The 15,261-nt window shown below is 39.3% G+C and carries 6 protein-coding genes and 1 pseudogene; 2 read left to right on the top strand and 5 right to left on the bottom strand.

Going from position 1 to position 15,261, the window contains the following annotated elements; all coding sequences use genetic code 11:
• Window positions 1-257: 257 nt before the first annotated feature.
• Window positions 258-3,218: a methyl-accepting chemotaxis protein gene (locus UYI_RS0124455; protein ID WP_016869308.1), complete on the top strand. Its 2,961-nt coding sequence runs from the start codon at window positions 258-260 to the stop codon at window positions 3,216-3,218.
• Between the two features lie 297 nt (window positions 3,219-3,515).
• On the opposite strand, the pseudogene UYI_RS37165 reads toward UYI_RS0124455, so the two are convergent.
• From UYI_RS37165 to UYI_RS35235, 4 genes and pseudogenes are all read right to left on the bottom strand, one after another.
• Window positions 3,516-3,647: pseudogene (locus UYI_RS37165) on the bottom strand (Uma2 family endonuclease); the annotation flags it as partial.
• An 83-nt stretch (window positions 3,648-3,730) separates the two neighbouring features.
• Window positions 3,731-6,412: a CHAT domain-containing protein gene (locus tag UYI_RS39270; RefSeq protein WP_016869306.1), complete on the bottom strand. Its 2,682-nt coding sequence runs from the start codon at window positions 6,410-6,412 to the stop codon at window positions 3,731-3,733.
• Between the two features lie 110 nt (window positions 6,413-6,522).
• Window positions 6,523-8,322, bottom strand: coding sequence for a ShlB/FhaC/HecB family hemolysin secretion/activation protein (locus UYI_RS0124440; protein WP_016869305.1), 1,800 nt, complete (start codon window positions 8,320-8,322; stop codon window positions 6,523-6,525).
• Entirely contained in the window at window positions 8,316-11,612 is a 3,297-nt protein-coding gene (locus UYI_RS35235; RefSeq protein ID WP_016869304.1) for a two-partner secretion domain-containing protein, read from the bottom strand. The genes UYI_RS0124440 and UYI_RS35235 overlap by 7 nt, the downstream gene beginning before the upstream one ends.
• Before the next feature lie 137 nt (window positions 11,613-11,749).
• Between UYI_RS35235 and UYI_RS0124430 the strand changes: the two genes are divergently transcribed.
• Window positions 11,750-12,295, top strand: coding sequence for a COP23 domain-containing protein (locus UYI_RS0124430; RefSeq protein ID WP_016869303.1), 546 nt, complete (start codon window positions 11,750-11,752; stop codon window positions 12,293-12,295).
• A gap of 277 nt (window positions 12,296-12,572) precedes the next feature.
• Here the strand turns inward: UYI_RS0124430 and UYI_RS0124420 are convergent, their stop codons facing one another.
• Complete coding sequence (locus tag UYI_RS0124420; protein WP_102205792.1) at window positions 12,573-15,152, bottom strand: tetratricopeptide repeat protein; 2,580 nt, start codon at window positions 15,150-15,152, stop codon at window positions 12,573-12,575.
• Between the last annotated feature and the right edge of the window lie 109 nt (window positions 15,153-15,261).

Below are 15,261 nucleotides of genomic sequence, written 5' to 3'. Positions count from 1 at the left end.
TATTCTGCAAACAGAGTATTTTATGGGGTTTTTGTCTATTGCCTAAAATCTAAAAAATGATATAAATTATACTCAAAGCTAAGCGTTACTAGTATCTAAGTACACAAGGCTTTTATCTGGATTATTCTCTAAAGTTGATCAGTAGAAAGCAAAATAGACAGCCATACTGTAAGCAAACAGGGGAGTCCATCTAAAAGTTTTATATTTAAATGTGTCTACTAATTATTGATTTGAATTAATAATCCAGAAAATTACTTATGAGTTATCCATTTAATACTACTAACAAAAGTAAAAATCCCAATTCATCATTTCCTCTATCTCCATCTCAGCTAATGATTGATAGTTCTAGAGTTTCAAAATCAAGCAAATTAAATATTACTAACTCTCTGCAAAACTATAAATATTTATTTAAATGGTTTTTTAATCTGACTCTTAATCGTAAACATTTAATTGCTTTAATTAGCTGTGAACTTGTTTCGGTTTTAGGTATAGCTTTTGGTACAAAATTATTTATTAATCAAAGTTTGCAGACTCAATTAATTGAACAAACTAAATCAGAGTTAGCAGTTAGTGATTTGAATTATCATGTCAAATTTAATCAAATGAGTTCTGGCTTACGCAGCCAATCAGAAAATGTAGCTATAATTACAGCACTTAATTTATATAATTCTGGTGAAAGCTTAGATCAAAAATTGCAAACAGTAATTAAACAAATTTTGAAAAACAAAACTCAGGTTCTCAATGTAGAGTATGCAACTTTAGTTGGTAAAGATTTGAAGATTATTGCTAATGCTAACGCTAATCGTCGAGGAGAAGATTTTCACCTCAGCAATTTAGTGAAAGAGGTTTTAAAAAATTCTCAATCAATCAAAGCTACTAGAATGATTAGTGGGTCAGAATTAAGTCGAGAATATCCACTTATATCAAATAAATTTGGTAAAAAAGATGCTTTGATTCGCTATTTGATAACGCCTGTAAAAGACCCCAAATCAAAAACAGTAATCGGCGCTTTGGTGATTGGTGATATCATGAATGAACAAGATGCGATCGCTAAAGAAACTCTACAAGCATTTCCAGCAGGTTATCATGGGATTTATCTACATAAATCCCATGGAGAATTTAGCCTTGTAGGTTCCCAACTACAAGAAGAATCAAATAATTTGCATCAAAGTAAAACTCAAATAGAATTACCTCCAGAAAGTATATCTTTATTATCTGAAGCAGTTGCGATTAATACAGGAACAATCGTCACTAAACATATGGTTTTGGGTAATAAAACCTATATTATGGCAGCTAAGGCTTTACCTAATACAATTGTTGGAGAAGGTGATAGGGCTAAAGTTGTTGATAATACACAACCACTAGCTATTTTAGTACGGGGAACTTCTGAGGCATCTCTGAATAACTTATTAACACAAAGTTGGTTACTACAAACGGTATTAGTTTTTGTAACTTTCGTTTTAATTGGTATTTGGGCATTAATCTTGAGACATTCCATCACCAAACCAGTTTACGATTTGCAGCAAACCACTCAAAAATTTACCGCAGGCGATCGCCATATCCGTGCTCAAGTTTTCGCTAATGATGAAATTGGTCAACTAGCTGCTAGTTTCAATCAAATGGTAGATATTATCACAGAAGAATTGCGTAATCAAGAAAACGATACAAAATTCACACAGCAACTCCAGCAAATCACTACCCATATACGAAGGGTACTCAGTAGTGAAAAAATTCTCAATACCGCAGTATCAGAGCTACGAGATTTCCTGCAAAGCGATCGCGTACTTTTTTATAGTTTAAATGGACATTGGCAAGGTAATATCATTGCTGAATCAGTTGCTGATTCTTGGTCGAAAGTTTTAGAAGAAAATATTGCTATTCCCTATTTTGGAGAAGAGTATTCTGATGAGTTAGAAATAGGTTCTGTGAAAATAGTCGATGATATATACGAAAACAATTTCAGTCAATCATACCTCCAACAACTAGAATCCCAAGCAGTCAAAGCATATCTACTCACACCTGTTTTTATTAATAGAAAACTATATGGTCTTTTGGTAGCTCATCAGTGTTCCCATAAACGCCATTGGCAAGATCGAGAAATTAATTTATTTAAACAAGTTGCTATTCAAATTGGTTATGCTCTAGAACAGGCAGAACTAATTCAACAAATCGAACAAAGTCATCAAACCGCACAAATATCTTCTTGGGAAGAACAGCAACATAAACACGCTCTACAAAAGCAAATTTTAGAATTACTTGAAGATGTTGAAGGCGTAGTTCGAGGTGACTTGACGATACGTGTTGATGTGAATGAAGGCGAAATAGGCACAGTTGCCGACTTTTTTAACTCTATTATTGAAAGTTTACGGGATATTATCATCAAAATAAAAGTTTCAATCATGCAATTAGATGAGGTGATTGGTAGCAATCAAACAACAATCCGCCATCTGACACAACAAGCACTGACACAAACTACCGAAATTAGCCGCATTTTAGATGCTGTCGCTCAAATGACTGTGGCGATGCAAGCAGTAGCGTCTAGCGCCCAGCAAGCTGCACAAGTTGTCAATACCGCCGCTAACACCGCTACCACAACAGGAAAAGCGATGGATACAACAGTGGAAAACATCTTGAATTTGCGGGAAATCGTGGGCAAAACAGCTAAGAAAGTTAAGCATTTGGGGCAATCTACCCAAGAAATATCGCGTGTCGTGGCATTAATTAATGAGATTTCCATGCAAACCAACTTATTAGCTATCAATGCAGGTATTGAAGCAGCGCGCATGGGTGAAGAAAGTCAAGGTTTTCTAGTGGTAGCCGAAGAAGTTAGCGAACTAGCAGCGCGTTCAGCACAAGCAACCAAAGAAATAGCAGAAATTGTTGAAAATATCCAACAGGAAACGAACGAAGTAGTAGAAGCCATGCAAGAAGGAGTGACTCACGTTGCTAAGGGAACACAGATAGTTGAAAATGCCAAACATAATTTGAATCAAATCTTAGATGTTTCACGGCAAATAGATGCTTTAGTACAGTCAATTTCCACCGCCACAGTCTACGGAGTCCAGACATCGCAAACAGTCAGCGAATTGATGAAACAAGTTGCTAATACTTCAAAATCAACTAGTGAATCATCTGTACAAGTTTCTGAGTATATACAAAAAACAGCGAGAATTTCCCAAAAATTACAGGAAACAGTAGGTAGTTTGAAGGTGAATTGAATTTTTGAAAATAGGCAATAGGCAACAGGGATGATTTTATAGCGCTTTTCATTTGGATTAAGTGCAGCTTAATCGGTGTGCATCTGTGTTCATCTGCGAAAAGTTTGTAGACACGAAGTGGCTTCCCGTCAGGGTGTGGAGGTTTCCTCCGATCAAAGCTTTTCAAGACAGTGTTCGTTTTTATATGAAATCTGTCATAAAAATGGGTGTAGGGGTGTAGGAGGAGTTAAATTTTCATTTTGCAAAAGTCTAATGAACCCCCCTCAGTCTCCTGGTTCACGGGAAAAGAAATCTTATTCAGATTCCTAATCCAGCTTGAAAAATTTGCTCCGCAGTCAGATTTAACCAAGGAAAGGTTGAGGATTGAATGCGATCGCCATTCCTAAACTGGCTAATTTGATATTCATCATCTACCAAAGAATAAATCGTGTGTGAAATATTATCACCAAGCGCGATTGCACTTCATTTTGGTAGTCAGGGCTTTAGTTCTGAATCTTGATCTTAACTAAGCTTTATTGCCAATTTCCCACCAAAACGTAAGAAGCCCAAAAATAAGGATGAGGTGGTAAAGACTTCAATTGCTTGAATAAAGGTTGACTGCGAATAGACTCAAGTTGTGATAATTGGGCTGTTCTCAAAGCACTTAATTTTTGCACTCCTGGTTTTTTCAACTCTTGATAAAATTCACCCATGAGTTGAGCGGTGGAAGCATCACTCACAGGCCAGAGAGTAGCAAGAGTACTGCGTGCGCCCGAACGAACAGCTGTTCCTGCTAAACCTAACATAGCTCTTTCATCACCAGTGGCAGTTTCACAAGCACTTAACACCAGTAATTCTAAATTGTTCTCTTGTTCTTTTAATAAAGTACTCAACTCATTAATACTGATACTTTTACCATCTCCGGTAATAATAAAATTCCTTTCAGGATTAGAACTAAATAACCCGTGAGTTGCGAGGTGAACAACAGGAAAATTAGATTTGAGTTCATTTTGAATTGTTGTAGCGGTAAATTCTTGATTGAGAAGTTTTTGAGAAGCTGGAAAAGCTTGTTTGATTTCATCTAATTCTTTTGGTACATTTACCAGTGCCGGGAAAATTTCTCCTTGGATTTGAATTTGTTTGCTCACTCCAGCAGCTAAAACTTTAAGATTTTGTCGCTTGAGTAATTTGGTGTCAATTAGTTGTAAACTGGGAACCAGAGCAATCCCATATTTCTCAAGTAGATATTGTTGATTGTTATAGAGGGCTGCCATTGGCACTCTTTGCAATCTGCCATTTAACACAAAGACTAAATTTTTAATTTGATTCGCATTTAACTGTGTTTCAATGGGTTGAATTAACCAGTTATAAAGCTGTCCTAATATTGGTAAAATTGCTTGGATATTTTCTTTTAATTCTTCAGGATCTGGGTTAGCAGTGGCTAGAATGTTGCGAGCAGAGTTATTAATGGTGACATTATCTAAGTAGTCATAAAGTTGATCAAGGGCGTTATTAATTTTTTCTTCACTGATAGGAATGGTAGCTTGCTGTAAAGTTTTTCCTGGTAAAGAAAGAATAATTTCTAAGCGGTCTTTAAAAATAATCGGATAGATAACGGCTGCTTGGGAGTCGATATCATCAATCTGAACTGCCACATCTGTTTCCTGAGAACAGGGGTCTTGAAAGAAGTTATCAAGTTCTGCTAATTGCCAAGACTCTATCACCCGGCGGGCAAATTCTAAGCGATTTTTTGGCTGGTTTTGCTCATATTTTGCTTGGTTAATATTTGGATTTGCAACTACTAGAGAATTAAGTTCACGTTCACTCAGTTTTGATTTTAGTAATAAATCTGCTAGTTCCAAATAAACAGGTTTAACCTCTTGAACAAAATTAAACTGCACATCTCGATTGTTGGCATTTAAATCGCTACGCAGGGATTGGAGAGTATTATAAGCTGCGGTGTAAGCTGCGATCGCTCCTTTGTTTTCTCCCTTTTCTCGCAATAACCTGCCTAATTGAGATTGCCAAAGGTACGTAATTTCGCGACTATCACCTGTAGAATTTTGTGATTGCGATAACAGCAAGGCTTGCTGAGTGAGTGCGATCGCCTCACTTAAGTTGCTTTGTTGGTCATAAAATTTCCCCAGATAGCCTAATACATAAGTTTCTGCACGCTGGTCTTTTAAAGTACGTGCTTGTTGCAGTGCTGTATCCAGAACAGGTTTAGCTTTATTTGCTTGTTCATTTTTGAGCAGAATATCAGCAAAGTGAATCTGAGCGTAAATAGTTGCACGGGATGGAGGAACTTTAACTAAAGATGATTCAATTTGACTTTGCAAAGTTTGCACATCCTGACTCAGCTTTAGTTCCAAGCCAGACAAAAAATCTTTGGCGCGTGCGATTAACTTAGATTCACCAAATCTCGACCAAGAAGCAATACGTCGATTGGTTTGTTCTCGCCACCAACTTTGATTTTCCAGTAGAAGCTTGTAGTGATTGAGTTGGGCTTGAATTTTGACGATTGCTGGTGCTGATGTTGTGGCTGCTTGTTTGTAGTATTGGAAAGCTTGCCGTAATGGTGCTAAAGCAGCGTCCTGAGACTTTTGATCAATAATTGCTGTGATCTGTTCATAATCCCAGCGATCGCGGATTTGATTGCCTAAAGTCCGTTCGGTGTTACCCAAACTTAACAACACAGCACCAGACTGAGGTGATTTCTCCAGTACTGTTAAACTTAATTGCAAAACTTTTTGGGATGCTTCTATTAACCCTTGTTTACGGAGAACTTCACCAAGACTACGTAAACCAGTAGCTTGGGTAAGTGAAAGGGAATTTCGTTGTTGGGAAATAGTTGTGAGGAATTTGTCTATTTGGGCTGGGTTACATGTGGGGTTATTAACAGCAAATACTTGGAGTAGAGTTTTACAAGCTTTGGGATATAATCCTAATTCTTGCAAAGCTTGGGATTGATTGATTAAGCTCTTTGTCATCCCTTCTTTATCACCCATTTGCTGATAAGCTTTAGCAGCTGCTTGCCAAAGCTGGATTGCTTGATCAAAGTTACCGGCGTTGTAACTTTTTTGACCTTGCTGTGCAAGTTGTAGCGCTTGATTTGATTGGGAATTCGACCAAGCTGGCAGGCTTAAGCTGGAAAGTAGTCCAAATAGGGCTGAAATCAGTAAGATTATGAGACGACGGTATTTACTGGTAATCATAAGCTTTTAAATTTCAATCGGGTTATAAAAATCGAACACCGATGCACACAGATGGATTATCTGTATGCATTAATTTCACCCTTCATAATTCATCATTCATAATTCATAATTCAAAATGGTTTGTATTCTAATTGAAAATACACGCCGTTTTCTTGCCAGGTGTCTCCCCGCGAATTTGGAATATCGATTAAGGGAATACCCCAGTCCAAACGAGCGGAAAATTTTTCTCCCATCTGCCAGAGTAAACCAAATCCTAAACCCACCAAGGTATTTGAATCTGGAGTGTCTCTACCTGTGTTCCAACCGATGCCAAAATCAATAAATGGTGCGATTTGTAAAGTTCCCTTGGCTTCTGGTAGCTGGAAGACGGGTATACGTGCTTCTACGGAGGCAAGAATGCCATTATCTGTAACTAAAGCATCTTGACGGTAGCCTCGTACGGTTGTGGGGCCGCCGATACTAAACTGCTCAATGGGAACTAGAGAATCGCTGGCTAATTGCACGCTGGAACGCACCAGCAGGGTAGGACTGATTGGTGATGGGGGTGTTGCTTGTGCCAGGCGGCGCAAGTATAGCATTTGTCCGCGCCAGACTAAAAATTGGCTATCCGGCTCGTCGTCATCAACAGTGGCATTAAAAGCACCGATACCCAAGCTAATTTCTGAATTGGCAGCAAGGACGGCTTGATTGCCACGTTGCAACCATTCTTGAGTGAAGGATAATTCTGAAATGCGGGTTTCTCCTTCGTTGTCTGCGCCTGGGAAGACAGGAAAGTCTACTCCAAGAATCGAGGAGTTGGTTTCCCGTCTGGCAAACCCAAAACCAAGGGCAAGTTCTTGACTGAGTTTGGGGGTTGCTTTTTGAATAACTGGTTGACGAAAGGTGAATTCGTACTCGCGAGAGTTGACTTTAATATCCAATTCATCAAAAGGTGCTTCGATGATTTTGTTGTTGGTGATGCGGTAGTTGAAACCGACAGTGCCATTACGGGGATTGACTGGGAAAGTATAACTACCCTCAAACCTGTTGCTCCCATCGGTGTTGCGATAACCAAAAGTAAATTCATCTCCCAATCCCAAAAGACTAGCTTCTGAGATGTCTATACCACGCTCAAAAGTGCCGATGCTGGGATTGCGATGATTATCTAGAATCAGACGGGTGTTAAAGGTGTCTGCACTGACAACTGTTACTTCTAGTGAATTAGTACCGGGTTTAGTGCCAGCAGTCAGTTCGGCATTTAATCTTTCAATCCGGGGATTGAGTTGTAACAATTGCAGTGCTTCTTGCAGGCGATTAATATTTAGTGGTTTATAACCAGCAACAGCAATGCGATCGCGGACGTAATTGGGATGCAACCGCCCTTTGACAATGTTGACTTTGATGTCTTCTACACTACCTTCCAATACCTGAATTTTGACGATTCCCGATTGGATCTCTTGGCTGGGAATGTAGGCTCCAGAGGTGATGTACCCTTGTTGAAGATAAAGTTGCGTGACTTGGTTCGCAGCTTGCAATAGTTCTGCAAAAGTGATCGGCTTACCGACAAAATCAGCCGTCGCCTGCTCTAACTCTTGTTGACTAAAAACTGTACTACCAATAAACTCAAACTTTTGCACAACAATTGTCCCTGGTACATTCTGAATTTCCTCAGGGGTTGGTGGTGTTGTCGGTGGAACCTGGAGTGGTTTTTCTAAAGGAGGTAGGGGAGTAGGACTAGGTTGTTCTGGTGTTGGTGTCACCGGATTAATTGGTTGTCCCCAGGCGGAAGATGTATTGGAGAGTAGGGGGATTAGAGGTAATAGGGGAAGTAGGGAAAGTAGGGGAAGAGTGGTAGATGAAGAGAGTTTTTGTCCCTGTATTTTTGTGTCTTTGCGTTCCCGTATCCCCAGTGACTTCTTTCTAATTAGCATGACGATGAACTTAATCCAGAACCATAGGGGGTAGGTGTGGGGGTAGCTGCTGTAAGAATGACTGCACCTTTGGAGTTAACATACCAACCTCTAGCAATTGGTGGTAACTGTTGGGTTTGGTTGGGGTTGGTAGTGATTTCTGCACCAGAAAACTTTGCTGCTTGGTTAGGGGAAGACTCAAAACTCAGTACTGCTTCACTGCTGAGTGGTTCGCTTGGCCGGGGTGGTAAACCTCCGCGCCCGGTAATGATAAACTCGCTCTGTCCCTGTTTTCTTTCTGCTGGACAGACTTGTGCTACCACTTCTTCAGGTTTCGCAATTTCTTGCGGTAAGTCAAGAACTTCTTGATTTGTACTAGTATCCGGTGTAAATATTTCTACTTCACCATCTACTCCCAACTGAGAACTAGCAGTAATCTGGCATTCTGGACAAACAAACAGAGCTTGTGTATTAATACTGATATTTCCTCCTCTACCCTGAAATGCGTTAGCAGTAATTTTGCTACCTTCTAGCAGTACAACATAATCAGTAGGACTGAAGCCAGTAATCGTTATGTTACCGCCGTTACCACTGCCGCCTGCTTCCGCAGATATCTGGCTACCATGGAGCATTTCTAAGGACTCTGTTTGCAAGAAAATGTTACCACCCTCACCAGATGTGGTTGCGGCTGTGATGCTACCTCCCTGATCCAAAAAAGTAGAACGAGCATTAATCTTCACACTGCCCGCATTACCTGTTCCCTCATTCTTAGCTGTCACTTCTCCATTGTTTGTGACTTTTAACTGGGGTGTATTAATTATCAAGTCTCCCGAGGAGCCACTAGGTACAGGAGGTAGTCTAAAAATTTGTCGAGCAATTTCACTTTCAATATTTGCACCAGCACTGATCAAACTGGAAACACCATCTACCTCTACAAATTCAGAGGCATTAATTGTCACACTCCCCGCTGAACCACTGGCAACAGTGGAAGAATCAACTCTGCCTCCATCTTGAACGATCAGTTTTGGTGTGTTGATAGTTAAGTTGCCACCGTTACCACTATTCAGAGTCGAAACACCAATTAAGCTACCTACTGATTGGCTTGGTTCTTTGCCGATGACTTCTACTGATTGTGTAGCATTAATGGTCATATCTCCGCTAGAACCAGTTCCAAAAGTACCAGCACCTATCCTAGCCCCATTGAGAACCCTTAACTGCCCAGTGTAAATGTTGACATTTCCTGAGCGTCCAGAACCAAACGCAGAACTACCGAGGAAACTCAGCGCCCTCGGATTGAAAGCTGCAAACCCGTCTACTTGCATTAAGCCTGAGACATCCATATTGACATTACCACCTGCTGCATTCGTAAAGCTAGCAGTGGAAATACCAGCCCCTCCTTGAAGAATTAACTGCTGGGCTGAAATATCAATATCTCCGCCCATATCACCTCCGACAGTGAAAGGAGATAATAAAGTAGGCTGTCCTCCTCTGGTGGTTCCTCCTAATTCTGATGTAATGCCACCGCCACGATCAAGAAAAACAGACTGAGCATTAATTTTGATGCTGCCGGATATTCCTGATCCTTGATTGCTTGCTGTCACAAGAGCGCCATCCGTAACACTTAATTTGCCTGTGTTAATTGTTACGTTACCAGAGGCTCCAGAAGGTATGGGAGGCAGTCGTAATAGAAGCTGCAAGGCAGGATCAACGATGTTTGCCGAGGAGATAATCAGACTGGGATTGACAGAACCTGGTACTGTACCACTAAGTTCTACAGAATCCTTGGCGTTGATTGTAATACTTCCGGCAGGGCCACTAGCCAAGGTAGAAGCATCTACTCTACCTCCATCTTTGACAACCAAGCGCTGAGTATTAATTGTGACGTTACCTGCTGGCCCTGGGCCTCCTGTTCCAGCCGTGATTTGACTGGGTGCAAAGACTAACGGTGCTACTCCGATTAGTTCCACCAATTCAGATGCATTCACAACTACATTTCCACCAGAACCAGTTCCGGCTGTGATGGATGCGATGTTTCCTCCATCTGTTGCTGTGAGGCGTTTGGTTGAGACTGTGAGTGTTCCCGCATTTCCAGTACCGTAGGTTGCAGCAGAAATAGTACTAAAACGATTTGGGTTTACAGGTGAGTACCCAACTACTTCTACAAATTCAGGAGCATTTACAGTGACATTACCACTTGGTGCAGAAGTGTAGGTAGCAGCAGATATAACAGCTCCATCTCGAACAACTAAGCGTGGGGTGGTTATGTTAATATTCCCACTTTTGCCGCCCCCAATTGTTTCGGCGAATATGTTAGTAGAAATCTGCCCATCTGGTGTGGTGCCAATCAGTTGCAAAGACTCGGATGCATTGATGTCGATGTTTCCTGCTGATTCTGTTCCCTGAGTTTGAATTAATACGGCTGATCCATCTTGAAGCGTGATGTTTTTGCCTTGTAATTGGATTGAACCGCTACCAGTACCACTCGTATCTAAGATTGCGCGCGATCGCATTTCAATATCTTTAAAACTAGGCACTCCTTGATAGCCCAAACTCCAAGTCTGACCAGGATTAGCAACAAGACTAACTAAAGAATTCCCGCCCACACTGCCTAACTCTATCCGTCCTCCTTCGGCTGTGAGAACACCGCTATCTAAGGTGATATCCCCCCCTACCAACGCTAAAGTTTGACCAGGCTGTACTTCCAAACCAGCAGTCTCCCCCCTCGTAAAAGGTGAGAAAATTTGACTTTCAACAGATAAATTATGACCCTGACCTTGGACGTTGATTGCTGCTGGATTTTGTCCAAATTGCAAACCGACTGGAACACTAATTGTTAATAAGGGAGAATTTTGAATATCTGTAGCACTAAATTCTGTACCATCTGCAAACTTAAGGCTACTAGCCGTACTTCCTAAAAAAGAGCCGCCTATACTCAATTGAGCATTAGGTCCAAAATTAATCCCACTCGGATTAATCAAAATTAAATTTGCACCGTAATTTTCTTTAATTAATCCATCAATATTAGAAACTGAGCCACCAGTGACGCGATTGATAATATTGACAATATTTATGTTCCCAATATTGTTAAAAAAAGCTTCACTGCCATTAGGAACAGAAAATTGTCTAAAGCTATGGAATAAATTACTACCGGCTTGTGTTCCTCCAGTAATTTCAAAGACATTATTAATTTGATTTACATTTGTTGGCAGCGTTCCATCCGGAGAAATTTGTGCCTGACTAATACTGCTTGCAAAAATACAGCAAATAACAGTACTGCTAATAACAAAAATTTGCTGAGCAATCTGTTTCATCTTGAAAAATAAATAAAATTAACAGATGAACTTTATTGAAACTTACTTAAGTTCTCTTTTTATGTAAAGCTTAAGTAAATTTAACTAAAAAATAGTATATTAAGACTTAAAATTTGGTCAACAAAGGAAGTAACTTTATGAACAAAACCCTACGTTGGGTCACTATGCTAGGGATGGCTTCTGTCTTTGCATCTCCAGTTCTAGAAGCTGTTGCTCAACCTAATCAAGTCACATCTACCACAAATATCACTTGCCAAGCAAATACTGGTGTACCAACAGTCATTGTTAATTTTGCTGATCAAGAAAATGCAAGAGATTTGACAATTCTAAGTTTTCCGTCTCAGTATTTCTCATCCCAAGAAGCTTTAAAAAACTGTGAAAATGCGGCTAAAACTTTGCAAAAACTTTACACAGGTGGACGTGCCAATTACTTAACCAATGACAAATTAAATGCTCAACCTGTAATTTGTGCTGTGGAGCGCAGGGGTATTGGTTGCAGTCATTACAGCGCTCAAGTATTATTTTCTCTCAATCAAAAGGTTAATGCTTCCCAAGCTTTGTACGAAATGCTTGGTAGTGATTTTAAACAACCCAATCCTCCCGATTCTAGAACTGTAAGTCGAATCTATTCTGATATCAAGTTGTCGAAGAAGAAGAAATTGATTCCGTTTTTACCATTTTAAAATTGCCACATATTTAGAACTAGCTCTTTAAAAGTGGATATAAAACGAATTATGATCTCAGTTAAGAAGCTAGGTTTTATCTGAGTGTCTTAGTGTTGACCTTGCTGGTAGTGCTGGCGGGGCACAAAGAGGGCAGAAGGACTGATAAATGACCATAGCCTACAAACATTTTGTTAGTATGAGTCCTCCTTGTCTGCTTTGTCCTCCTTGTCCCCCTTCCCAATTTTGAATTTTGAATTTTGAATTGATATGTCCCCCTTCACTCCCTTTCCTTTGATCATCTACTACATCTAACTTTTGCTTCTTCTGCTGCTTGGTAGTCTGGTTTAAGTTTGAGGGCTGCTTCTAAAGCAACAATTCCGTCTGAAAATTGGGACAAATGACAATGAGTCTGTCCCATGTAATACAAAGTTTCTGCTTTTTGAGTATCTGTCAAAGAAGATTCATTTAGCATCTGCTGAAATTGAGCGATCGCTTGTTCATATTGCTTTAAACCTTGAAGTGCTAAACCTCGACCCCGCAAAGCAGTAAAATATTGTGGATCGTTGATTAAAGCCTGATCAAAAGCTGCAAGAGCTTCTGTATATTGTTTTTTTTGCCATAGCACCTTACCTTTGTGGCTAAAAGCAATTGTTAATTCTCTAGTAATATTTTGTTGCGGATTAGCTTTTTGCATTTTTTGCAAAAGGTTGATCGCTTCATCAATAGTGATCAGTGCTGTATCAATTTGTTTTAATACTAATAATGATTCGGTTTTATTAATCCAAAATATCGGGTCTTTTGTGTCAAGAGCGATCGCTGTATCAAAAGCAGAGATAGCCTCATAGTATTGCTGGAGATTATAAAGCGCTTCTCCTTGACAATTCCAAGCATACACAGCTTTTGGTTCTATAATCGTAGCTGTCGAGCAGGACTCTAACATCTTGTTATATTCTTGCAAACCAGCGAGTGCATAACCTCGGTTAGTCCAAGCTTGATAGTAATTGCTATCGATGTTGAGAAGTTTGTCGAATTTAGCGATCGCCTTTTTATATTCTCCTTGATTGAAGAGTTTATTCCCTTCTTGAAAAAGAATGTTTACTTCTATATTTTTATAAAAACTCCAGCAAAGGGCGCTGAATCCAAGTATTGCTAGTAAAATCCAAATGCCTCTAAATATTAAAACTCTTGGTTGAAAAATTAAATTTTTGGCCTTAAGTATAGATCCTGGAAATAAGTTGTCAGAAGTCATTCTAGATCTGCTTGGGGGTGTAATTTCCAGCATGTTTGCTAATTGTTGGTCAACCCAGCTTAAATTAAAAACAGATTTGTAGATGTGGTTCGATGTCTTTAATTTATTTTCTTGCTCAACAACTAAGCCTAAATTTAATAACTCTGTTTGAATTGGACTGTCCTGTACTGGTAATTCTCCTTGTTGCAAAATTCGTTGATACAACCTCAACAGCCATATTGAGTCACATCTGGGATTCGCAATCAAACCATCGTGAATTATCTGTAAATGTTCAGCAGCTATCTGAGTTTGCCAATTTGCAATCAAGTGATTTTGTACCAACTGTTCAACTACAACTGCTTCTTCACCAGCACCAATAAAACTTTCATACTCACACAGTAATTGACAAACTTTTTGAGTCAGGAAAGGTTGAGCGCCTGTCCACGACAGCACCTGTTGCATTAATATTTCTGGGCAACTAGCTTTTTCATTTAGCTGAAAAACTTTAATTGAATTTTGAATTAAAGGTTGTAACCGTTCTAGTTGTTGATTTACCCAATCCAAATTAAACACATATTGGTAAATGCGGTTGGCTACTTTTAATTTATCTTCTTGTTTAACTACTAATCCTATATTTAATAATTCTGTTTCAACTGGATAGTTTTGAATTGGTAACTCTGGATATTGTAATATTTGCTGATACAATTTAAGCAGTTGAATAGGATCGCAGAATTGATTTTTGACTAAACTTTCCTGAATTACTTGCAAATGTTCAGCAGCTATCTGAGTTTGCCAACTTGCAATCAAGTGATTTTGTACTAACTGCTCAACTACGATTGCTTCTTCACCGGTGGCAATAAAACTTTCATGTTCACAAAGCAATTGACAAACCTTTTGGGTTAGGAAAGGTTGAGCGTTTGTCCACAACAATACTTGTTCCAGTACAATATCTGGATGAGTTGCTTTTTCATCTAGTTCAAATAATTTGGTGGTGTTGTAAATAATAGGTCGCAAACGCCCTAATTCATGTTCAACCCAATTCAAATTAAAAACAGATTCGTAGATGCGGTTCGATATCCTTAATTTATTTTCTTGTTTAGCTACTAATCCTAAATTCAATAACTCTGTTTGAATTGGACTGTCCTGTACTGGTAATTCTCCTTGTTGCAAAATTTGCTGATACAACCTTAACAGCCATATCGAGTCACATCTGGAATTAGCAATCAAACCATCTTGAATTGTCTGTAAATGCTCAGCAGCTACCTGAGTTTGCCAATTTGCAATCAAGTGATTTTGTACTAATTGCTCAACTACGATTGCTTCTTCACCAGCAACAATAAAACTTTCATACTCACAAAGCAATTGACAAACCTTTTGCGTCAGAAATGGTTGAGCGCCTGTCCACGCCAGCACCTCTTGTACTAATATTTCTGGGCAACTAGCTTTGTCTGCTAACTTGAATAATTTGACGGTGCTGCGAATAAAAGGTCGCAAATGCACTAAATCTTGGTGAACCCAACTCAATTTCACAATAGATGGGTGAGGAGAATTAGATTCTTTGATGTTGTCCTGTTGCACTGCTAACCCCAGATTCAGTAACTCTGTTTGTTTTGAGAAGCGATCGCCTGTAACTTGTTTCCGGTGCAAACTTGATTGATTGAACAAGTTTGTCTTTAAAAGATAGTGTAATAGATAACTCGTAAAATCTATGATTAAACTCTTTTATGGTGAAGCCAAACAAGAAAAATCATTCCTG

The sequence above is a fragment of the Fischerella muscicola PCC 7414 genome (assembly GCF_000317205.1).
Lineage (GTDB): Bacteria > Cyanobacteriota > Cyanobacteriia > Cyanobacteriales > Nostocaceae > Fischerella > Fischerella muscicola.
The sequence above is the reverse complement of the archived record's forward strand: the minus strand, read 5'-3'. Positions and strand labels throughout refer to the sequence as shown.